Genomic DNA, 24,648 nt, shown 5'->3' with positions numbered 1-24,648 from the left:
CACAATTGAGGCCTTAGTTAATTCCACAGTAGCTTCGATACCTAGGGTCTAGTTTCTAGGTTGCTGTGTCATTGTTTCTACCACTTTTTCAATACTTAACGAGCTACCTTTCGTTGCAGGGAACTCCTTAAATGTCTCTAGGAACTTACGCACGATAGCTTGAGCAGGAACGAACATCCACATTTGATCAGCGTAAAAATGTCTGACGTAAAGTGCTGCATCTGGACCGACCTCAAATGGATCCATACGAAGGTTTACAATCAAGGGCCAACTAGGTGTTTTGCGGTATGCCTCATTAATGGCACCCTCCATAATACTGAAGTGGATCTTCCAGTCTTTATAACGAACGGCGTTTAAATTACCACCAGCATCGAAGTAAAAGATTTCTTTGCGTGCGCCTTCATCAGCTTTACCAGTCAGCAGATCAAGTTGGTTGTAGCCATCTAAATGTGCTTTAAAGGTTTTGCCCGCTGCTTTATGACCCTTCAATAGTTTTTCTTTCACATCTGGTTCGCCCACAGCTGCGAGTAGAGTTGGCATCCAGTCTTCTTGTGAAAAGATATCGTTGATAACCGTTCCTGGTTTAATGTTTCCAGGCCAGCGTACCATCATCGGAACGCGGAATCCGCCTTCCCAAGTCGTACCTTTTTCGCCCTTGAACGGTGTAGTACCACCATCTGGCCAGGTAAATTTCTCAGCGCCATTATCGGTACTAAAAACAACAATGGTGTTATCTGCTACGCCTAGCTCTTCAAGTTTATCAAGCATCACACCTACTTGATCATCTAGGTCCATCATGCCATCGGCGTATAAGCCGTAACCTGACTTCCCTTGATATTCTTCACTCAAATGTGTCCAGACGTGCATACGGGTTGAGTTATGCCAAATAAAGAATGGTTTGTCTTCTTTTACTGCTTTTTCCATAAATGCCAAGCTAGCATCCATGAACTCTCGGTCTACGTTTTCCATACGCTTACGAGTAAGGGGACCTGTGTCCTCGATTTTGCCATCCGCAGTCGCCTTCAACACGCCTCGAGGTCCGAATTTTTTACGAAACTCTGGATCTTTTGGATAAAACTCAGACTCAGGCTCTTCTTCCGCGTTTAAATGGTATAGGTTACCAAAGAACTCATCAAACCCATGGTTAGTTGGTAGGTGCTCATCTTGATCACCAAGGTGGTTTTTACCAAACTGACCAGACACATAGCCGTGATTTTTAAGTAACTCTGCGATAGTAGGATCTTTCGATTGAATACCCTCTTTTGCGCCGGGCATACCAATAGTCAATAGACCGGTACGAAACGGATGTTGACCCAGAATAAATGAGGCTCGTCCGGCAGTACAACTCTGTTGTGCGTAAGCGTCTGTGAAAATGGCACCTTCATTGGCGATTTTATCAATGTTAGGAGTCTTCCCTCCCATCATACCATTGTGATACGCACTAATGTTGTATACACCTACATCGTCACCCCAGAACACAAGGATGTTGGGCTTATCGGCAGCAAAGGCTGTGGACGCAGCTAATGTACCGACCAATGCCATTACCTTTTTAATCGAGTTTCGCATGAAAATCCTCCGCGATAAATGAATCCATTATCGTTATATAACGTTACTAATTGTGTTCATCATGGCGAAGTCGAGTGAGATGACACCAAATGAGACAATGTAGTCAGTTGAATATAGTAGAGGTTTTTTGTTGCTTCCAAGTAATCCCTGTTTTTCAAAAATGTTAACTAACATGGACTAGACTTTAGTGTGTTTTAAGTGTGATAAGACGCACTTACAGGATTGAATTTCAATGAAAGGCGACACTATGAAAAATAAACTAGCAACTATCCTGTTTCTATGTATCCCGTTAGAAGTGGTTGCGGAAGAGACACCAAATGTCGTGGTAATGTTGGTTGATAACCTTGGGTGGGGGGAACTAAGTTCCTATGGGAGTACCAGAGGTGTTGAAACTAAAAACTTAGATCAACTTGCTAGAGAAGGTGTACGCCTTACTAATTTTAATGTGGAACCGCAATGCACGCCAACTCGCTCCTCATTCATGACGGGGAGGCGAGCGCTTAGATCTGGGACAGATAAGGTTGTTTGGGGAGTGCCTTACGGTATGGTGAACTGGGAGATAACCATTGCAGAGAAGTTTAAGGAACAAGGATATAACACGAGCCTTTACGGGAAATGGCATTTGGGAGACCAAAAAGGGCGCTTTCCAACGGATCAAGGCTTTGATGAATGGTATGGCATTGCAAATACGACGGATGAGTCAGAATATAGCTCTCAACCCGGTTATAAAGCTATATTACCTAAACCTCAAATCCTTTCAGCTAGAGCAGGGCAGGATCCTAAAGGGGTCAAAGAATATAATTTGGACTCACGTAGAACGATTGACAGTGAGCTAGTTGAACATGCCACAGATTTTATAAATCGAAATGTGAAAGAGAATAAGCCATTTTTCTCTGTAATTACTTTTACTCAACCACATTTACCGACGCTACCTCATCCTGATTTTATTGGTAAAACAGGCAAAGGAAATTACTCAGATGTGTTAGCTGAGATAGATTTTCGAGCTGGGCAAGTTATTGGTGCAATAGAAAAAGCAGGAATTAAAGACAATACACTAGTGATTTGGTTTTCTGACAACGGTCCAGAGTGGCATATGCCATACCAAGGCTCTAGCGGACCATGGCGTGGTGCGTACTTTACGGCTCTTGAAGGCTCTCTCCGAACACCATTTATTGCCTCTTGGCCTAACCACATCAAACCGGGCAGAGTGAGTGATGAAATTATCCATGTTGTGGATCTATTTGCCTCACTTTCTCATGTCGGTGGATACAAATTACCAAGCGATAGAACAATAGATAGTATTGATCAGTGGGCCTTTTTAAAGGGAGATATTGAAAAGTCTAATCGAGATGGTTTTATCGTTAACAATGGCTCTGAAACCTACGCTTATAAGTGGGAAAATTACAAGATGCACTTTATTGATCAAGATATCATGCCGGAGAAAGGGCGCCCATTACAGATCCCTGAAATATACAATTTGATTGATGACCCTAAAGAGGAGTTTGATTTAAGAAATAATGCCACATGGTTATTTCCTATCATGATAGGAAAGAGAGTAAAGTTTGAATCTTCCGTTGCAACAAGCTGCGATACGATTCCTTTCCCTGCTCCATTTGGATATAAGCCCGATTGTAGCAAGGGGAATTTCAATCAATTTCCAGTGGATGGGTTACGCCAGAAGTAGTTTACCCCAATGGCTCTTTCTCGCATACATGAGGTATGTTTTTGGTTCAATATCTCATTAGAGCCATTTAGGGCCATGTTTTTTCTAGTTTCATTTGAACAGTCACATTCGTCGACCATACTTAAAGTTCGTTGTTTCATATGGGGCGAATTATGCAGCCAATACTCTACATTCAAGTCGGTAATGTTCTTTGGGCGGTTTTAAGTGACGGTTCTTGGATCCAAATGTTGCCTAACGAACAATTAGTTCCAGAAGTAGAGGTGGTTGTTCTTAATACTGACATTCTCGATATTGCATTTAATGAAGATACAACAAGTGAGGATGAATCGAGTTCGAATGATCTTTTAATTGCTTCTCAAAACGGTATTGAATCCACTTTTAATCAGAGCGTTCGAGATTTTAGTGAGTCTTCTGGTGGGTTAAGTTTTGTTGCCTATATTCGCGCTGTTTTACCTGAGCAACTCGTTTCTAATGGCTATGTTACTAGGCCAGCAGTGCAAGAAAGAGAGAACCCAACTTCTGAGACTCAGGCTCCTGAGCGGTTGAATCCCGATGCTATATTAACGGTGGATATTCTTGATGGCGGTGATGGATACGAAAACCAGTTTGAAGTTCCTAGCGTCACGATTCAAGGTGACGCACTCAAGATAAGCGATGAGTGGCTTGTTACTATCACCATTACCGACAGTCTCAATAATTCCATTACTGTTACAACGACCGTAGAGAACGAGTCTTATACCCTATCAGGCGTTGATCTGTCTTCTCTTGCCGAAGGGCCGCTTACGGTGACTTCTGTGGTTTCTGACATTTATGGCAATAACCTGAACGCTGTCGATACGACCATTAAAGATACACTTGCAACGGTGAACGTCAATTTTGATGGTGGAGGGGATGAGTATTTAAATCAGTACGAAATCGCGACTACTCGCCTCGAAGGGACGATTGAAAACATTGAAGATGGCCAGCGTATCCAAGTTACGGTAACCGACTCGTTAGGAGCGGTCATAAACTTAGAAACGGTGGTGACTGGTGGAAGTTGGTCTCTGGACGACGTTGACCTTTCTGGATTGTCTGAAGGTACGCTGACAGTTGTTGCTGAGAGTATAGATATAGCGGGCAACCCTGCAACCAGTGAAAACACCATCATCAAAGATACGCTCGCAAGTGTGACGGTGGACGTTGACGATGGCGGATACGGCTATTTAAACATTGAAGAGCGCCAATCTGTCACTTTGTCAGGGCAAGTCAGTGATGTTGAAAATGGTCAGACGGTTTCTGTCACGGTTCAAGACAGCTCAGGGGTGATGCTCTCGTTCAATGCCGTTGTCGTTGATGGTATGTGGCAAGTCGAAGGGGCAAACTTATCCACGTTAGCCGATGGGGCGTTAACCGTATCTGCCTCCGTGAATGATGTGGCGGGCAACCAAGCGAAAGCGATGGATGAGGCTACGACCATAGATGCCACAGCTCCCACCATTGATATCGATACGGATTTTTATATTAGCGGTGGTCTTGCCATTGATGATTTCCGTGAGGGTATAGTCACGGAAATGAGAGGGACAACCAGTGGTGTAGAGCAAGGTCTGGCAGTGACGATTCGGGTAAGTGACGGAGACAGCACGCTGAATTTTACTGGCCTTGTTGATGCGTCAGGCTCGTGGACAGTAACTGGAATTGACGTAAACACTCTCAATTTAAACAACACGTGGACCATTGAAGCAGAAGTGTTGGATGCCGCCGGCAACCACGCGGTAGATACCATGCCGACAATAGTGCTACCCGGTTCAACGGTATTTTCTGAAAACATCGTTGGATTTTTTGGTGAGCAAAGCAGCTCGGCAGCCATCAACATAGAAAATGGTGTGCCAGCACTGCATGCAGAGCAACCAAGTTTGAGCGCGCTTACATCGGTCGGTCAATCTATTAATGTTGTTGTTGCAGAAGATGGGTTGAGCTTACAAGGAACATCGACTGACGACCGATTAGTTTTCTTAGCAGAGGTCAATGATGATGGTACGGTTCAAATTACTTTTTATGAAGCGATTGATCATGGTGTAGGTCAAGATGAGCTGGTGACTAACGTATTGGTTGAAAGCACTCAAAGTGATGCTGATGGTACACAAGAGACGGTTGTGGCACTGTTAACGATTACTATTTATGACTCTGAACCGGTGATTAGAGATGACACATACTCAGTCGTAGAAGATCAAACAATTACGGGCAATCTACTTGAAAATGATATTGATCTTGATGGAGCACTTTATGTGAAATTTGTAGAGGCTGGCGGGGAGCAGAAGTCAATTCTAGAGGGGGGATCCGTAAGTTATAGTTTAGAAAAAGGCGAATTAACCGTATTTTCTGATGGCTCTTGGCAGTTTGATGCAGGTCGAAACCTAGATCATTCGGTCGAGCAAAGTGTTTCTTTCAGCTATTTAGCTGCAGATGACTCCCAAGACTATGGCTTGGCTAACGCGACGATTGATATTAGTGATGGACAAGCAGGTTACGTAGGCAATGCGACTATAGACGTAACAGAAGTCCCTTTGGATGGCCCGATATTGAACTTTGAAGGAACTGTTAATATTGTCGCGGGATCTGACAATCCGGATCCGAGTAGTTTGTATTTCGGTGGGTCATCTATTACTAAGTTAGACGCATTAGGGCTTACAAGCTCAGTCTCTGATAATGAGCTTAGCTACACGTTAAGCTCCAGTGGAAAGCAAATTACAGCATTTGCCAATGGTGTCACTGTATTTACGTTAACATTGAGTGGCGTTGAATCGGGTAACGATGTATTAGCTTCAATTTCGCTTACTCTTGAGCACCCTATCGATCAATTCAATAGCAGTGATACGGTCACTTTCCCGTTGACCATTGGTGGCGTAGATTTAGATGCCACACCGCTTGTAGAGAATGAAATTGACTATGTTCTAAAGGATGGCGCAGACCCAACTTTAAATAATTTGAATGGGGTAGAAGTAAAAGAATCTGATCTCGCAAATGGAGGTGTGTTGAGCTCAGGGAATTTTCAAGTTGAGGTTGGCAGTGATTACCTCGAATCTTTGTCGTTCATCGTCTCTGAACAACCCTTGTTGACGAGTGGTGAACAAGTTGTGCTTTATCAAGTCTCTGCGGATGGCAAAACACTTGATGGTTATATTCTTGACGAAGATGGGCAAACTCAGATTCCTATCTTTCAAGCTATCCTCAATGCTTCATTACCTATTGATGCAAATGGCGACATTACCTACTCCTTTGAGCTTTTTCAGGCTCTCGACCAACAAGAAAATACTGATCCAAACGTACCTCTCGTTGTTACTGCAATCGACTCAGACCAAGATAACACGTCGGTCGTTTTAGACATTAATGTTATAGATAACGACAATGGACAAGCGCTAATCAATAGTGGCAATGTCGAGTTAACCGAAACACCTGTCGATACAAACATTGCTCCTGATGGGGTTTCAGCCATAGCGAATACGGATGTGATAGTTACGTCATCATTCGATCCGATTGTGTATCTGGGTGTTGACATAAATGATGGAGATACTGTCAAAACTACACTTGGTGATGCTGTTACTTATAACGGAGAGGCTGTCACTTGGTACGATAACAATGATGGAAGCTTTGACGCAATTTCTGACACTGGAGACGTTATATTTAGGGTCACGTTACCTAGTGACTTCTCTTTGCCATCAAATGATACGTCTACCGTTAATGTAACTGTAGAGCTTTATCACTCGCTTGACCATGTTTTAGGTGATGGGACGCAATTGTCGATCTCTATGCCCATCGTAGCGAGAGATTCTGATGGAAGCGAGATCTCTACGGAGTCCAACATACAGGTCTATGATGGCTTGTTTCCGGAACTAGTAATTACAGAGGGAATCACAGTCAATGAAAGCGGGTTGAATGATGATTCGCTTGATTCTGGCATCGAGGGCTCGTCACCATCCATTACGCTAGTACAAGGTTCAGACTCTATCGCCAGTGTGAGCGTGAATATCGATATGTTCAATGCGCTCGGCTATAAAACAAGTAGTGGCAGCCTGGTTGCGCTTGATTCACCGGACTCGAATGGTTGGTTATATGCAAGAGATGAAAGCGAGCAAGACGTCTTTAGAATTAGATTTAATACCGATGGGACTGTCGAGTTTGATCTATACCGTGCACTTGAACACGATGAACCTGACGGTGTTCCAGCGGACGAGAACACATTAGAACTCAGTTTTTCAATTTATGCCGTTGATAAGGATGGCGACCAGTCTGAAGCTGAGATATATACCGTTAGTGTAGTGGATGATATCCCCGAAGACACAAGCTCACCAATAGAAATTGAACTTACCGAGGGGGATGAGTTTTCGGGAAACTGGTTTAGCAATAATGCCGACTTAATCAGTTCAGATGGCACGTTGATTTCAAGTTTGACCTATGCAGGTGAAACATACGATACGGCGAGTTCGGTATTTAGCAATGATGCTTGGACCATCGATTTAATCAATAGTAGTGATGGTAACTTAAAATATGGAACGCTGACTATTGCTCAAGATGGGACATTTACGCTAACTACCGAGCTTATTGTTAATACGCCTGTAGGTGGTTTGCTTGATGATCTAACGATAACTGTGACGGATGCAGACGGTGACCAAGCAAGCAGTGAAGCTCAATTAATTCTTGATGATGCTAGGGGCTTTATTCGAACCGTTAATGTAGATACGTTAGAAGATAATGGCGCGAATAATAGTGGAGACCCTACGCCAGTCGCGTTACCGATTAGAGTTTCTCCTGGGGATACGGAGAATAATGAGCGTGTTGAAGCGATAAGGATCTCTGTTGAATCTCTACAAGGAGGGGCTCTGTTTTTAGACGGAGCGCGCCTTGAAGATGATGATAATGACGGATTTATTAGTCTTTCTGGTACAGAGCTAATGGGGGTGGGTATATTCACTGTTCCAAATGGTGATCTCACTTATCAACCAGCACTAAACCTGTCGGGCAACACTATCAAAGTTTCGTTAGCAGTGTCTGCATTAATCGTATCTGATGTCGAACCAGATGGTTTTGTATTACAAGGCAATAATACGTTAAATGTTAACGTTTTACCGGTTGCAGATTTGCCAGAGTGGTCTAATGATTCGGACTTTTCTTATCAAAGTGTTGAAGATTCCGCTGAATCACTTTCACTCAAGATTGTTGCTGAAAAGTTTGACCAAGACGGTTCTGAAACGCTCCACTACCAAATTTCGAATATTCCAGATGGACTTATATTAACACTTAACGGAAGTGCTATTGAGGAAGGGAAAGCGTATAGCCAATCCGAGTTAGATCAAATTGAAATCACATCTAACGAAAACTTAGCCGGAAGATTTACTTTTGATGTAACGGCAGTAACGACTGAATCGGGTAGTGTGTTTGCCGATGAGCAAGATAAAACAGCGGAGATCACTGAGCAAGTTGTTATCGATATATCTCCAGATGCCGATGTGCCTACGCTGACCGTTAAAAACATTCAGGGGCTTGAAGACCAAGCGATTGACTTAAAAGATTACATCCTAGGGCGGCTCACTGACACAGATGGCTCGGAGTCTCTTTCTTATCGCATAGAAGTTCAAGATGGTTGGACATTGCCTGTCGGAGCTGGGATTACGCTTATCGGTATTAATACCTACCTAGTGACCTCCAATGCTCTAGCCAATTCAGAGGCGTTACTTCAACCAAAATCGGATATCAGCTCATTTACTGAATCTCTATCCCTTCAAGTAACCGCCATTTCAACAGAGTCGACTATTGATGGCTTAGCACCTCTTAATGAAACCGCCGAGAGCCAATCTGCAACCATTGACATTAAGCTAAAAGGCGTGGTCGATGAACCAATTGTCCTAGATGGTGGACAGGGGAATTGGCAATATGATCAAGCGACTAAAGTAATTAGTAATCTCTCTACGTTAGACGAAGATAACCTGATACAACTGGATTTTATCATCCAGACATCAGACGACGATCTATCAGAAGAAATTAATATCTTGCTTCAGAACATCCCTGTGGGAACACAACTGACAGATGTAAATGGTGACCCTATTGCTCTTCCAATTGCATACGTGGACCCAATAACGGGGCCAGTTTATCAGGTCTCGAACGCTGTTCTTGAAAACACTTACCTCAAAACAGAGCAAGATTTTAGTGGAACACTGAGCATGGATGTTATCGTCGTTTCAACAGAGCCCGATGGTGATTCTGCTGAAACCCCTCTTAAAGTGGAAATGGAAATCTTACCTATTGTTGATCAAACTGACGGTCAAGAATTACAAAGCAATGGTATTGAGGACAATTTCATCACACTAAATCTTGAGCCTGTCGTTAATCAAGATATAGATTCTAGTGAGTCCTTGACAGGATACACCATTGTATCCATTCCAGATGGCTTAACACTTTACTTTGATGGTAATGCAGGAGAGGAAAGTAATTTACCGTTAGAACTCAATGAACTACTCGATGGTAGCTCGGCAACATTATCTGAGTTGTTAAACAGTGGACGAATCACTGTAAAAGCTAATGAAGACCTAAGTGGGACGTTTAGCCTGGAAGTTCAGTACGAAGTGACAGACACGTCTCCGACGATGGAGACTGATGTAAAGGCAATCAATGGCTCTTTGAGCGTCGTGGTTTCTGGAAAAGTGGATATTGGTAATGAAGATATTGACAAAACACGTTTAGAAGGCGCGACTGAAGTATTCACAAGTACGGATGGGTCTGCTGTTGACGTGAGTGGAGGCATTACATTTACAGAAGCGGATATTGATGGTTCAGAGTATCTCGATTACATCGTTTTACAGATACCGCAGGGTCAAGACCTCATTGTTACTCATCCGAATGGTGCTTCTCAAGATGCCGATGGGAACTGGCTGATTCCAATGGAAGGAATCACAAGTGATAGCGTGTTGGAAACCGCTCAAGATTTGCTTGCTGGCGCATCGATTTATAGCCCATCTAACACAGAGATACTTGATGTGAATGTGTTAGCGTATGTTCGAGATGGAACGGATGCTCAATACATCACAGGTCAGTTCCAAATTCAAATTACTGGCCATGAAGGAGATGGAGACCAGTGTGCTGATCCTGGTGAACCGGGAAGCGTTCAAAGTGGGGATATTGTAGGTAAAGAAGGTGAAGATGTCTCAATTGGGGCGTTTTTAAACCCTGATGTGGCGAGTAGTGATGATAACTTAGTTTCCTTCTTTGTCGCCGCAGATTCTTTACCTGAAGGAGTCGAGCTTACTGGCGAAGGTGTGATACCTGCTTATGATAATACGGGCAATCTGTTGGGTTATTCAATTTCTAGCGCTGGATTGTCTTCCTTGACGCTTACTGGCGTGGATGAGGACTTTGCTGGTTGCATTACTTTCAATTTAGAAGTGACAGAAACGGCCCCATGCGATGGTGACTCGAAAACAACCGCTCAGACCATTACGGTACAAATCTCTCCTGTTGTCGATGATATCGCGATAGCACCAAGCCAAGTTACGGTTCAAGAAGATACTATAACCAACCTGAATCTTGCTCTTGTATTGGGCGATAGTGAAGGGCCAATGCAGTCCATTACTGGAGAAGGTGACGCAGCGACTGGCCTTGAAAGTGTCAATTGGGTTTCTTTATCGGTGTCTGACGAGAATGCGCGGTTTACTGCCGTGGACCCGAGCCTACTCATTGACAACGGTGATGGAACATGGGTAGTGACAGATGTTACGCGTCTAAACGAAATTCAGTTAATCCCACCTGAAAACTACAGTGGAGAGCTTGTTATTTCCGTTGACGCAAACATTACTGATGAAGTCACGGGAAGTTGTTTAAGTACTGACAGTGCGAAAGATACTCAAACTAAATCAACAGAAGTTACCGTTACCATTGCCCCAGTGGTTGATAAAGCGGTTCTGGAAACAGAAGACGTAGTTGGTAATGAAGATAATTATATTTATTTAGGAAACTTATCTGCATCATTAATCGATCAAGATGGTTCTGAGTCGATGTCTTTGGTCATGACAGGAGTGCCAGACGGAGCCGTGTTGGTTTGGGACAATAATGGGACGTTCGAATTACTCCCTGATAACGGTTCAACGGATGGTGAGAGCAAGGAGTGGCAGCTAACTCAAGCACAACTTGATAAGGTTTACTTTCTACCGCCACTAGATTTTAGTGGGGATATTTCATTAACACTGCAAGCTATTACCCAAGAGTCTGGATCAAACGACTATAACTATACCACTTCTCAGTTCAACGTCGGCGTAAAACCGATTGGCGATGATGTATCGTTGAATACAACCTCTAACACGTTCACTGGAGATGAAGGTGATTCCATTTCGATTGACTTTTTAGCGAGCGGTTTTGAAACAAATAGCAACGAATATATAGAAGTGTCGATGTTGATCAAAGCAAGCTCTGAACCCTCTGCATTGGAAGGCTTAGGTAGGATTCGTATTGGAACTCAATTCTCATCCTTTACCTTCGATGACGCGGGCAATGCCGTGGCGACGGTATTAGTGCGAGCAAATGAAGTGTCAGGTTTGGAGTTCATTCCGAAGGATGCATTTGGAACGATGGATGTTGCTCTCAATGTTAGAACGTTTGATCAAGCGATAGTGTCAGAGACACTCGAAACCGATTTTGGAGATGTGCAAACTACCGATCTAACCATTGTTGTTACCCCTGAAGCTGATGAGCCAACACTAACGGCTGATTATCAGTCTATTGTGTCTGAAGCGTCTGGGAGTATTCCTTTGGGGTTGAGCATGAATTTAGTCAATCCTGCACCCGAAGAGTTTGGAAGTGTGGAGATTCGCGGATTACCAACAGATCTAGAGTTGAGTCATGGTGAAAGATTGAACGGCATTTATACTGTTGATCAAGAGAATGTCGCTGATCTTTCCATCGTTGGCGGGTTTAGCGGTGCAAGTGATTTTACGTTGTCGATAAAACCGATTGCAACACTGGGTGCTACAGTCGCAGAAGGTGCTGCTCAGACAGTCAATGTTACCTTAGTGGAAGAAGGGGGCCAAACATTACTTGCGACAGATGCTAATGATTTGCTTATTGGAGGAAGTGGCAGCGATGTATTCCAGTTTGACAGTTCAGGGCTCGGTAACGAGTTAAAGCCCTCGTACGATGTGATCAACGATTTCCAAATATCCGTTATTGGTGATGATAATGACACAATTGACATCGCCTCGATAATCACCGCTACCTCGATAACAGAAGTCGATAATAAGCTCGATTTAACAGAGAATGATGATGGCGTAACGCTTCACATAAAACCAGAAGAGACGGGGACAAAACAACAGATTCTTATGCAGGGCGTCACTCTCGATCAGCTTTACAAAGGTGACTCGACTGGCGTAGCCGAAGAAAATGTCTTACAGAAGATGATTGATGACAACAACTTGCTAGTAGGTGGTATGTCATGAAGCATCACTCATCCTCATCAAGTGAGCTGACTAACGATCCTTGGGGGCAATCGTTAACTTGGTTGATGCGTTATTTTGAGGTTAGACACCATACAAAAAAGGTGCTTTCTGGATTACCTCTTGTTGAGGGTAGATTGGATAGTGACTTATTCATCAGAGCCGCTGAACGAGCCGATCTTGAACTCACATTAATCGATTTAAAATCCACCGCAATGTTGAGCTTTCCATTGGTGGTAATCAATAGGAAGACGTTACAACCCGCTATTATATCTGAGCGACATAACAGCGATTATCAAGTCACGTTATTTAGTGAAGATCAAGGTGAAACGCAATACGTCACGAGCAAGGAACTGCATAATCAATTCCAGCCTCAAGCATGGCAAGTTTCTATGCGTCCAGAGCTGGACAAACGGATAAGTTCTATTCAAGCGGATTATAATGAACATTGGCTTTTCGCCGTAGTGAAAGAAATGTCTCCGTGGTATCGAGATCTTTTGATTGCCTCTTTCCTTATCAATACGCTAGCGCTAGTTATTCCGCTTTTCACTATGAACGTTTACGATCGTGTAGTGCCTAATCAAGCTTTCAGTACATTATGGGTTTTGGTCGCTGGTGTCTCCGTCATCATTATTTTTGATTGGCTATTGCGTAAAGCAAGGGGAGTTGTCACTGATACCGCGGGTAAGTACATCGATAACAAGCTTTCTTCGATACTTTTTTCTAAAGTTATGGGGATGAAACTTGAACACCGTCCTGCATCAGTCGGTGCATTCGCTCGACAACTACAAGATTTTGATAGTGTTCGCGATTTTTTTACTTCTGCATCTCTTGTGACCTTAGTTGATCTCCCATTTACGTTGTTATTTTTAGTCTTAATAGGTTGGCTAGGTGGGGCAATGATGTTCATACCTATTGCCGTCATGTTTACCCTGCTGATCCTTGGTTTTGCGGTAAAAGCAAAAATAGAACAATCACATACGGAAAGTGCTGCACTATCCATGAAGCGACAAGCTCACTTGTTTGATTCATTGTCCTCTTTAAAAGAGATTAAGCAAAATAACGCTACGGGAGAAGCACAAAAGCGTTGGGAGCAAACGGTATCCATGCTTTCTGATTGGCAAAATCAATCGCGAAACTGTTCGAATATCGTTGCTTACTCCATTCAATCTAGCCAGCAGATAATTACCGTAATGTTACTTGTAACAGGCGTGTACAGAATTTCTGAGGGATTGCTAAGCATGGGGGGGCTCATTGCTATTGTCATGCTTAGCGGTCGTGCTGCAGGGGCGATTAACCAGTTAGCTATGCTGTTACTTCGCTATCAACAGACAAAAACAGCGGTTGAAGGCTTAAATTCTATCATGTCTTTACCTCAGGAGGCGCAACGCAGTCAGGTCATTACGTCTGCCGAATTTACAGGGAATATACGTTTAGAAAACGTGAGCTTCCAATACCCAGATGTTGATATGCCATGTTTGAGAGATATTAATCTTACTATCAAGCAAGGCGAACGCGTTGGCGTTATTGGTAGTGCAGGAGCAGGAAAGTCTACACTCCTTTCTATTATTACCAATCAACTCAGTGCCTTACAGGGTAGCGTTTATTTTGATGACATTGACAGTCAGCTTTGGCCCGCCGAATTGATAAGAGAGAAAACGGGTTGGGTTGGCCAAGATTCGCATCTTATATACGGCAGCATTATGGAAAACATAGTATTAGGACATCATGTTATTGATCAAGAACGTTTACGCCGTGCGATAGAATTATCGGGTTTGAACCAGTACATGAGTCGCCTTCCTCATGGTCTAGAAACGCAAGTCGGAGAAGGAGGGCGTTATTTGTCGGGGGGGCAAAGGCAAGCTGTAGCGATTTCAAGAGCTTTTTATCGAAACCCAGCAGCATTAATTTTAGACGAGCCAACCAGTTCCTTAGACCAGCCTGCTGAGAATGCATTGTTTAATGCTCTCAAATCGTTGCCGCACTCGACGACGATGATTATTAGCTCTCATAAACATTCCTTATTATCGATTTGTGATCGAATTGTTGTGCTTGATAAAGGCACAATTTTGAGGGAAGGAGCGCCCCAAGAAATTTTTGCTAAACAACAGTCTAACACGAAGACGAACAGAGTACGCGCAGTATCAATTGTACGCGAAGGAGGTCAATGATGAGCACAGTTCGTTGGAGTAATGCTCATTTAGCAAACCGTTCGAGAACGTTGATTTGGTTGTCTGCCGCGTTAGTGCTGAGTGTGATTATTTGGGCCTCGTGGGCGAGGTTAGACGAAGTGGTTGTCGGCGAAGGAAAAGTTGTTCCTACTTTGTCTGTTCAGACGATTCAGAGCTTAGAGGGAGGCATTCTAAAGGAGTTACTTGTCATGCCTGGTGAAAGCGTCACTAAGGGGCAAACCATCGCCATTCTGGATGATACAAGGTTTAAGTCGACCTATTCGGAGACCTCTGAACAAGTTGAATCTTTGCTCGCCAGAAAGCAGAGGCTTCAAATTGAATTAGAAACGGTAAAAGTGAATAGCCTCCAACTGGATTGGAAACAACAAGTGAGTATCGAGCCTCAGCCATTTGATATTTCGATGACCGGCCACTCTGCCTATCTGAATGCCAAAGCAAACTATCTTGAGCGGTTGAGCCAACTGGAGTCTGAGCTGGAGGAGGCTAAATTGCGAATTGAGCAACAATCGCAAGCTTATCTAGATACCTTGAATACCATTCAAACACTAAAAAGCAGTCTGGTTATTGTCTCGAAAGAGCGAGATATGTTGAGAGAGGTGGTTTCTAGTGGCGCGGTGGCTGAAGTGGAATTATTAAAACTGAATAGAGACGTTATAAAGCTCAAAGGAGACATCGCGAGCTCACAAGCTGCTGCCCAAAAGCAAAGGGCTGTGTATTCTGAATCCATCGCAGATTATCGTGGTACTGCGCTTGCTTTTAGGGCAGAGGCACAAGGGCAGCTCAATGAAGTTGTGACGCAACTAGCGCAGCTCAATGAAAGTCGTCAGGCGATTGCGGATCAGTTGAATCGAACGCAGTTACTTTCTCCGGTCGATGGAACCATCAAAGATGTTTTTGTCAGAACCATCGGAGGTGTGGTTAAGCCGGGTGAGCCTATTTTAGAAATAGTCCCTCGTAATAGCACGTTAATCGTTGAAGCGAGAATTTCTCCTCAGAATATCGCCTTCATAAGGCCTGGCCTGCCGGCAACGGTAAAGTTGTCTGCCTATGACTTTGTCATTTACGGAGGCCTAGAAGGAGAAGTGACCTACGTAAGCGCCGATGCACTTCAAAATGAAGAGGGCAATGCCTACTACCGTGCCAACGTTACTTTCAAGGTTGATGATAAGTTTACGATCATCCCGGGAATGCAGGTTGTGGTAGACATTCTTACAGGAGAAAAAACAGTACTGAATTATTGGTTAAAACCTATATTACGTGCGAAAGAGAATTCGCTCAGAGAAAGATAGACATAAGGATATAAGATGCGGCTTAAATCAACGTTATTGGTCTTGTTTGCAGTATCATCGTCGCCAAACGCTTTGACTTTAGAAGAGTCAGTTACGTTATCTCTCGATAGCTCCCCCAGTTTGCTTGCTCGCTATTCTCGCTATGAGTCGATGGTACGAGACCGAAATGCCATAAATGGTTCATTTCTTCCTCAGGTTAATTTGTATGCAGCAGCAGGGTACGAAGGTACTCGATATAACAACGGAAACTACATCGACAGTGAAGATAGAACATTAGAAAGAACGGAGATGGGCGTAAGAATCTCCCAACTGTTATTTGATGGATTTAAAACAAGTGCTGATGTTGATCGCCTATCTTACGAGGCTGAAGCTGAACGCTTGGACTTATTGGCATCTGCGGAAAATGTTGCATTAGATACTGTCAGAGCGTATGTGGATGTTTTACATGCCCGAGAGTTGATGAAACTGACAGAAAGAAACCTAAATGAACACCAAGAGATCTACCGTTTCATTCTAGATAAAAAAGAAAAAGGTTTAACCAGCAACTCCGACTTAGCGCAGGTTTCTTCGCGTGTCGCGACAACACAGTCCTCATTGATTGCCGCCCAAAACAATCTTTCCGATGCTAGAACAAGATTTGTACGTTTGGTTGGTCGAGCGCCGCAAAACTTAGTTGAGCCTGTTTACCCGCAGGAATTGCTTCCGAATAAGCTTGACGAAGCACTCAAACAAGCGGTTAGGTTGCACCCATCCATACAGTCGGCGATGAAAGATTTAGAGGCGGCTCGACATGAAGTAAAAAGAGAAAAGGGGGATTACTACCCAGAGCTCAAGCTTGAGCTGTCAGCCAACAAAACAGACAACGTGGATAATATTGAAGGCATTAACGAAGATGCAAAGGTTATGCTGACGGTCAACTACGATCTTTTTAACGGCTTTTCTACAGACTCCCGAGTGGAGTCATCTGCCTGGCGAGTAGAGGAGGCGAGGGCTATTCGAGCAAATGCAGAACTAGATGCGAATGAAGGTGTAAGGCTGGCATGGGACGCACATACATTGCTTCAACAGCAAATGGAGTTTTTAAAAGTCAACGTTGATGCGGCGAAAGTAACTGAATTAGGGTACATCCAGCAGTTCAATGTAGGGCGACGCAGTTTGTTAGATGTATTAGATGCCAAAGTTGAAACGTTTGTTGCGAGACGGAACTATACCCGAACAAAGTACGATCATTTGGTTGCCACTTACCGTTTATTCAACTCGATGGGGATTCTGACTTATGCGTTGCGAGTTGAGTATCCAGAGAACTGGAAGGAGAACAATAATGGATAAATTCGCAGTGACGAGTCTTCTAGTTTTTATGTTAGCAGGCTGTGCTGAATCACCGAATACGACGTTGACCACTTACCAGTACAACGACCTTAAAGACAATGATAGTGATGGCGTGATAAACCAACGAGATAACTGCGCAGATACGCCAAAAGGTGTCGTTGTTGACAGTGAAGGCTGTGCGAATTGGGTCAACGACTCGCAGACACACCTGATCAGTTTTTTCTTTGCGATGGATGAGCATCAGGTAACGTCATCTCATGATATGCCGCTAAGCGAGTTGAAAGCATTGCTTCAGAGTAACCCAAATGCGCAAGTCATACTGATAGGAGACACAAGCCCTGAAGCGTCACTCGAATACAACAAAGCGTTGGCAAAGAAAAGAACGGCAGCTATACGAGAATTGCTAGTGAGAAACGGCATTCAAGACAATCGAATTGAAGAGCAAGAGTTTTATCAGAATACGGCATTGACGGTACAACTAAAAAAACGGGAAAGGCGCACAATTGCTGTTGTAAACACGAAAGCTGAAAGTACTGAACAAGCGTGGACTATATTTAGTTCGGACAGCGAGTTGACACCTAATTCGAAGTTGGAGTTGAATTATGAAAATTAAAGTCTTGCCTTTCCTTGCTCTAACTTCATGTTTGATTTCACCGCTGGCATTTTCTGACTCTGAGGCTCGAACATCGATTTTTGTCGAACCAGAGATACTAGAAACGATAGAAACATTGATAGATGAGCCACGTGTAAATGTAGCGCTTGCATCTCAGTCTGGTGGTTTTAACGACATGCTAAATGACGGAGCCTCTATTGCGATCACATCTAAGAAATGGTCAGATGAAAACATCTCCCGATTTCAACGAGAAAGAGGCCACAGGCCTACACGTTTGTTTTTAATGGCAAACGCTATTGTCGTAATCAATAGTCAAAAGAGTACGGTAGATAGTGTTTCCGTTAGTGAATTGAAACGCTGTGATGCAAATACGTATGCTTTCGGGGAGATGCGTTTAAGTAACCCAGATGTGAGCTCTAATGGTTGTCAATCATCGATTCAAATGCTTGATGAAGACCGATTGAAACGGGCTTTAAGCGACGACTTGTCAGCCAAAGCTTATATGCGATACTCCGATTTTAAATACTCAGAACAGTGGTCGAGCTACAAGGCTCTCTCTGTTCATCATAATGATGACTCATGCTCTTTGAGCACAGATTGCATCTATTCTCTTCGCTATCCATTTTCCGTGGTCTATTACGTTTATATAAATAAACAATTCGACACTAATCAGAAGATCAAAAAATCAAAGCTATTTGAACTCCTTACAACCGACAACAATACACAACAGATACGAAATGCTGGGTTTATTCCACTACCAAAAGCGCTTATTAAAAGAAATAGAGTGAAGTTAGGGCTAGATGAGCCAGTTGTTTTAAACGGGTATAAATAAACTTCATACGCCTAACTATGTGGGCTTGAGTGAACGTACCGTCCTAGGAAGTTTTGCCTTGCTGCTCATTTATCTTTGGTTAACCTTTGGTCAATTGAGTTGGTTGTAAGTGGTTTTGTTGGTAATTTTTCTATTATTGTGGCAAGTTTGCTTAAAACCACTTAAGTGAATTTAAGTCATGACACAAGAAGAAAGACTCGTAGCGCTCAGAGCGAAGCTGGAGCAGCAAAACAAAGTAACGTTGTCTGAAGTTTGTGAGTACTTTGGTATCTCGCGAGATTCAGCTCGCCGAGACTTAGTTAAGTTGAGTCAGCAACCTGGGTTACAAAGAATACGAGGTGGTGTCATGCTTGCGCCGATCTCTTCCCATACCGAGGCATACGCGAGTCGACCCGTGAGTGACGTTAAACATCGACTAGCTCAAGCTGCCGCAGCGTTGTTGGATGAGCGCGACCATCTTGTTATTGATACCAGCACCATTTTGTCTCTGCTCCCACTCTATGCAGGAAAAGCGCGTTGTGGAGAAAACAAGCTCAACGTTGTCACTAACAGCATTGATGTGCTGACCGCTGCTGAGACAAACTACACAATGGACGTTCATTTCTTAGGCGGACACTTTGACCCTTATGCCAGAGCAGTTTTAGGGGCGCAAGCAGAGCAGCAAATGCAGCATTATCACGTGAACAAAGCGTTCATTGGCGTGTGTGCATTGTCATCCCGAGGGCTGACAACAAATAGTTTGTTAGAAGCAACATTGAAACAAGCGATGATTGCTCAAGCTCAGCAGGTCATCGTCGTTTGTGAATCCCGAAAAATTGGTAGCGACAATTTCCACCACGTATGTGATTTGTCAAAGATCGACATCATTATTACCGATCATCCCCCTCAATCAGATTTTCAACAACTCCTCGATCACAATGATATTGAATGTATTGTTGTGTCACCGAAATAAGGAATCTTAGAATGGCTTACGATCCCGTAAAAACCGCTGTGATTGGTTACGGATATTCAGCAAAAACGTTTCATTTACCCTTCATTAAAGCGCTACCAAATTTAACGCTGAGCGCGATAAGCTCTCGTCAACAGGAGGCGGTTCAAAATGATTGGCCAGATGCTAAGTGGTTTTCTGATGCGAATACTTTACTCGATGATAGTGATGCAGAGCTCGTAATCATTACTGCGCCAAATGACGTACATTACGAACTTGCAAAGCGTGCGTTGAACAATGGGAAACACGTCATCGTCGAGAAACCGTTTGTTACTCGTATAGAAGACGGTAATGAACTTATCGCCTTGGCGGAAGAGAAAGGTCTAGTGCTGAGCGTTTTTCACAATAGACGTTGGGATGGAGATTTTCTCACGGTTAAATCTCTTATCGAACAAGGTAAGTTAGGTGATATAAAGCTGTTTGAGTCACACTTTGACCGTTACCGCCCTGAAGTTCGTCAACGATGGCGAGAGCAGGCTCAAGATGGCGGTGGTATTCTATTCGACCTTGCTCCTCATCTTCTCGATCAAGCATTGGTGTTGTTTGGCTTGCCAGATGCGATAGACGCACAATGTCGAATGATGCGTCCGGGCGCGACGACGATTGATTATTACAACTTGATACTTCATTACCCTGAGCATATTGTGCACTTGCATTCAAACTTGTATAGCCCAGAGCCGAATCTCCGCTACAAAGTATTGGGTACGGAAGCTAAATATGAAAAGTTTGGATTAGATCCTCAAGAGGGCTACTTAAAAGAAGGCCGTTTGCCGGAAAACGATGCTTGGTCGGAAGAAGATGAGGTGTTATACGGCGTCCGTTACGACGAAGACGGTGCGCAAACTATCAAAACGGAGAGAGGCGAGTACCAAGCTTACTTTGTTGGTGTGGCAGACGCCATTCGTTTGGGCACTGATAACCCGGTTCCTGCCGCTCAAGCAGTACAGAATATCGCTCTGATTGAGATGGCATTGGAAAGCAGTAAAACGGGTAAAACGATTCAGGTGAAACCATGAGTTTGACGCTTGAACTCGTGGCCCTGCAAGAGCATGAACTTCAGTTGGCGGAATTTAATCACCATATTGCGTGGTCTATCGGCCTCGCTCTAAAAGAAGAGGCTGAAGCTCGCGGCGCGGCTGTTGCTATTGAGGTTTACGGCTTTGGACAAACGCTATTTCAATACGCGATGGCAGGAACCTGCGCTGATCATTTAGATTGGGTCCGTAGGAAGCGAAACTCAGTATTAAGGTATGGCCACAGCTCTTACTATCTTTCTCTGTACAACAAGCAAAAGCAACGTGATTTCGAAAATCAGCCTCATCTCGATGCTCGTGAGTACTGTGCTCATGGTGGCGCGTTCCCAATTCGGCTTTCTGGGTCTGGTTTGGTTGGGGTTGTGACGGTATCGGGTTTACCGCAGTTAGATGATCATCAGCTAGTTGTGGATATATTAAAAACGATGATAGAGACAAAACCCTCTTAAACGCCAAATATGAAAGTAGCACGGTTCTTTATCGTGCTACTGAATTCTCTTTTTAGCTCATAAAGTGTTCTTTAATGTGAGCAAATATTAACATTGATCCCAACTTACTACCTGAAAATCAAATCAATTTCATATAACCTATACGCTCATTCATATAGAAAGCCTTCAAAGTTGGCCATTGGCAATGTCTTTTAGAAGAAAAGAAAAACTCAATCTTAGAAATCTTATTGTCACCCTATGTGTGTTCAGTGTGCTTGTCACTTTGATCAACGCATTCTACTCGATTTATCGTGTTCAAAGGGATCTCATCATCAATAACACGTTAGAATCAAACCGTGTTTACGCCCAAAAAATGTCTGAAATGACAGACTCTTTCATAGAAAGCTCAATGTCGCAGCTAAAATACAGTGCGAACGTGCTAAAAGACAAGATGCATGACGCTCAGCTTCTTGATAAAGAGGCTGAGAGATTAAGAACGCAAACCAAATCATTTAACTCTGTGGTTGTCGTTAATGCAAAAGGGGTTATTATTTCTGTATCACCTGAAACACTTCAGGTGAAAGGTGTAAGGTTAGTGGGTGAAAGAAAACGCCAATCTTTAAACGCTCAAGCACCAGTTGTTACTGAACCATTTATATCGCCCGCTGGAAATTACTTGTTAACCATCTCATACCCTATATTTTCTCAATCTAATGAATATTTAGGTTATATCGGCGGCACTATTTATCTAGAAAAAGAAAATATTCTCGCAGAGTTACTCAGCCAGCACGCATACAAAGATGGTTCTTTCCTTTACGTTGTCGATGAGAGTAACACTCTGATTTATCACCCAGATCAATCGAGGGTTGGTGAAGTAATCGACGATAATGAAGCAATCAAAGCGGTGACGATGGGGCAGAGCGGCAACAAAGAAATTGTTAACTCTCGCGGCGTCGAAATGCTTGCTGGTTATGCGCCAGTAAAGTCATCAGGATGGGGAATTGTTGCTCAGCGCCCGAAATCGATGACGTTATCTGTGCTAGATGAACAGATGTGGAATGTTTTCCTTAAGTCGATTCCAATTGGTTTATTAACTTTGTTGCTAATTTGGTTCTTGTCCCTTCTTATTTCTAGACCACTTTGGCAGTTAGCGGGTGCTGTGCGAGGTGTCGAAGAACATTCATCATCTATCGATGATCTCAAACTGGTTAAGTCTTGGTATTTTGAGGTCTCACATTTGAAGCTTAGTTTTCTTAAAGCATTTGGTATCGTGTCAAAAACCATTGATAAGCTGCAACTGGATACATTAACAGATTCGATGACTGGATTATTGAATCGACGTGGATTAGATAAAGTTCTTGGTTTGTTTAAGCAGGAAAATACCGCGTTCTCTGTTTTGGCGCTAGATATTGACCACTTTAAGAGCGTAAACGATAACTATGGCCATGACGTGGGTGACAACTTACTTAGAGAGTTTGCGCAGTTAATGAAAGACCAAGCTCGCTCTAATGATCACCTGTGTCGTTCTGGCGGTGAAGAGTTTATGATGTTTTTGGAAAAAACAGACGTAAACCACGCTATGGATGTTGCAGAGCGTATTAGACACAACGTGGAACAACATGACTTTCAGGTGGTTGGTAAGGTCACGGTTTCGTTGGGCGTTTCTCACTGGAAAGGCAATGACACACCAATTGAAGCGGTAATGAAAGACGCCGATAATGCACTGTATAAAGCGAAACATAATGGAAGAAATAGAACGGAGTTGGGTGACGACGCACAATAGATATTGCGCTTTATGCTGAACATAAAACGAGCCAGTGACTAATTTTTGCTGTTAATCGCTGGCGTAACCGCTACCAATTGCGCGAAACGGCAAGTTCAGCTCTAATTCTGGAATTTGTTTACCCACCCAAGCCGGGAATGTATTGCTATTTGGCCCTGGAAACAGCGTATATTCTTCAGCCCAAGGGTATTGGCTAATAACACTTTGTATTTTAGGGATAAGCTGGCGGGCCTTTTCACCTTGTATGGAGAGGATCTTTTCTGGTTTTGCACCATACCAATATCGATCTGGCGTCCCAGTTTGGTACTGATATAGAGCGGGTTGTCCGCGATTCACTCTCCAGCCGACTACTTCATACACTGTATATTCGTTCGCATTTTCAGGCTTTATTGCAAACCATGTATGAACGGCAAACCAGCCTCGCCAACCAAACGCGTCTGCGGCGTAAAACTCAATCACAGCATGCTTAACATTGGAAGGATCGGGTGCGATACCCGCAGGTTCTCTGCTAGCGGTACGCCAATCTCCTTGAGTGCATCCACCCAGCATAACCGCGATTGACATGAGCCAAATTTTTACATGGTGAGTAAAGTTGAGAGGGTCTTTCATTTATTGCTCCTAGACCAACCGATGCTGGTAACGCTCTATTGATTTTAGCTATAAAAACGTGGCAAGTCTGATTGTTGAAATCCTCTCCTTATTAAAAGAGAGAGGGAAGTTAGTGCCATAATTCAAGTTCATACGTAATAATAAGGTAAGCCGATTTGTAACATGTGGCATAGACGATGCCGTATTTCTCTAACTATTCGTCTAGTTGCGTATGAAAAAGTAAGAGGTTGTATGTATTCCTTACACGGCTAAATAAATTTAAAGCATTAAAAAACAGAGGTTTACAGTGGATTTTGACTGGTTGAGTGAGTTTGGGGCCCTCACATTGTCTCACATTTGCTTGTTTTGGGCGGAATTTTCATCGCTCATCTTTTTGCGCGTTTAGAGTCAGCGTTCAGCTATGGCACAATAGGCGCTCACAGAACAAGTGCTGTTTGGTCATGCAAATAGCAGAAAAATAACTAGAAATAGAATAATTAATGTTTAAATCAAAAAGTATACTCGCATTAAGCATGTTCGCATTTGGCTGTTTTGCCAATCAAGATAGCGAACCAACGTCCGTTGTGCTGAGCTATGGCGACTCCTCCATCAGTACTGATATTCAAGCCAATCGAAAATTTCATGTTGTCCGAGACAATGAAAGTGAGCACGTAGAATTTTCCGGCGGAATCACAAAGGAGTATTCCGATTATATTGTGAATATTCATATCATAAGAAAAAGCAATATACGCAGATCAAGCCGTGAGCTGAATACTACCGTATTGATGAACAGTGATCAGATTGGGAAGCCTTTAGTGATTGGCATTGAAAATGATGAGTTCACTAGTATCACTTTGCGTTAATGCTTAG

Annotated in this window: 14 protein-coding genes; 12 read left to right on the top strand and 2 right to left on the bottom strand. The window is 43.3% G+C overall.

The features are described from left to right. Positions 1-48: 48 nt before the first annotated feature. Positions 49-1,566, bottom strand: coding sequence for an arylsulfatase (locus R8O10_RS18245; RefSeq protein WP_005377761.1), 1,518 nt, complete (start codon positions 1,564-1,566; stop codon positions 49-51). 247 nt (positions 1,567-1,813) lie between these two features. On the opposite strand from R8O10_RS18245, the gene R8O10_RS18240 reads away from it, so the two are divergent. From R8O10_RS18240 to R8O10_RS18190, 11 genes are all read left to right on the top strand, one after another. Further along, positions 1,814-3,250 (top strand): arylsulfatase, encoded by a 1,437-nt coding sequence (locus R8O10_RS18240; protein ID WP_318191614.1) that lies wholly within the window; start codon positions 1,814-1,816, stop codon positions 3,248-3,250. Between the two features lie 152 nt (positions 3,251-3,402). Further along, complete coding sequence (locus tag R8O10_RS18235) at positions 3,403-12,705, top strand: Ig-like domain-containing protein (RefSeq protein WP_318191613.1); 9,303 nt, start codon at positions 3,403-3,405, stop codon at positions 12,703-12,705. Further along, positions 12,702-14,873, top strand: coding sequence for a type I secretion system permease/ATPase (locus R8O10_RS18230; protein ID WP_318191612.1), 2,172 nt, complete (start codon positions 12,702-12,704; stop codon positions 14,871-14,873). The genes R8O10_RS18235 and R8O10_RS18230 overlap by 4 nt, the downstream gene beginning before the upstream one ends. After that, positions 14,870-16,183, top strand: a complete 1,314-nt coding sequence (locus R8O10_RS18225) for an HlyD family type I secretion periplasmic adaptor subunit (RefSeq protein ID WP_021033865.1) — start codon at positions 14,870-14,872, stop codon at positions 16,181-16,183. Before R8O10_RS18230 ends, R8O10_RS18225 begins: the two co-directional genes overlap by 4 nt. A gap of 15 nt (positions 16,184-16,198) precedes the next feature. Next, complete coding sequence (locus R8O10_RS18220; protein ID WP_005377756.1) at positions 16,199-17,512, top strand: TolC family outer membrane protein; 1,314 nt, start codon at positions 16,199-16,201, stop codon at positions 17,510-17,512. After that, positions 17,505-18,125, top strand: a complete 621-nt coding sequence (locus R8O10_RS18215) for an OmpA family protein (protein WP_054574113.1) — start codon at positions 17,505-17,507, stop codon at positions 18,123-18,125. The genes R8O10_RS18220 and R8O10_RS18215 overlap by 8 nt, the downstream gene beginning before the upstream one ends. After that, the gene (locus tag R8O10_RS18210) at positions 18,115-18,957 is read left to right on the top strand and encodes a phosphate ABC transporter substrate-binding protein (protein WP_318191611.1); all 843 of its coding nucleotides are present in this window, start codon (positions 18,115-18,117) and stop codon (positions 18,955-18,957) included. The genes R8O10_RS18215 and R8O10_RS18210 overlap by 11 nt, the downstream gene beginning before the upstream one ends. Positions 18,958-19,135: 178 nt before the next feature. Then, complete coding sequence (locus tag R8O10_RS18205; protein WP_318191610.1) at positions 19,136-19,909, top strand: DeoR/GlpR family DNA-binding transcription regulator; 774 nt, start codon at positions 19,136-19,138, stop codon at positions 19,907-19,909. Between the two features lie 11 nt (positions 19,910-19,920). Next, entirely contained in the window at positions 19,921-20,961 is a 1,041-nt protein-coding gene (locus R8O10_RS18200; RefSeq protein ID WP_042522861.1) for an oxidoreductase, read from the top strand. Next, the gene (locus R8O10_RS18195; protein WP_053350586.1) at positions 20,958-21,428 is read left to right on the top strand and encodes a heme-degrading domain-containing protein; all 471 of its coding nucleotides are present in this window, start codon (positions 20,958-20,960) and stop codon (positions 21,426-21,428) included. Before R8O10_RS18200 ends, R8O10_RS18195 begins: the two co-directional genes overlap by 4 nt. Positions 21,429-21,612: 184 nt before the next feature. Next, a complete protein-coding gene (locus tag R8O10_RS18190) occupies positions 21,613-23,190 on the top strand; it encodes a sensor domain-containing diguanylate cyclase (RefSeq protein WP_005389121.1) in 1,578 nt (525 codons plus the stop codon). Positions 23,191-23,241: 51 nt separating this feature from the next. On the opposite strand, the gene R8O10_RS18185 is transcribed toward R8O10_RS18190, so the two are convergent. Continuing rightward, on the bottom strand, positions 23,242-23,799 hold the full coding sequence (locus R8O10_RS18185; RefSeq protein ID WP_054579458.1) for a DUF3750 domain-containing protein: 558 nt from the start codon (positions 23,797-23,799) through the stop codon (positions 23,242-23,244). A gap of 479 nt (positions 23,800-24,278) precedes the next feature. Here R8O10_RS18185 and R8O10_RS18180 point away from each other — a divergent pair, with 479 nt between their 5' ends. Then, positions 24,279-24,641, top strand: a complete 363-nt coding sequence (locus R8O10_RS18180; protein ID WP_005377748.1) for a hypothetical protein — start codon at positions 24,279-24,281, stop codon at positions 24,639-24,641. The last annotated feature ends 7 nt before the right edge of the window (positions 24,642-24,648 follow it).

Origin of the sequence: Vibrio sp. 1727, from assembly GCF_033344415.1 — a bacterium.
Taxonomy (GTDB): domain Bacteria; phylum Pseudomonadota; class Gammaproteobacteria; order Enterobacterales; family Vibrionaceae; genus Vibrio; species Vibrio alginolyticus.
This window is presented reverse-complemented; position numbering and strand designations above follow the sequence as displayed.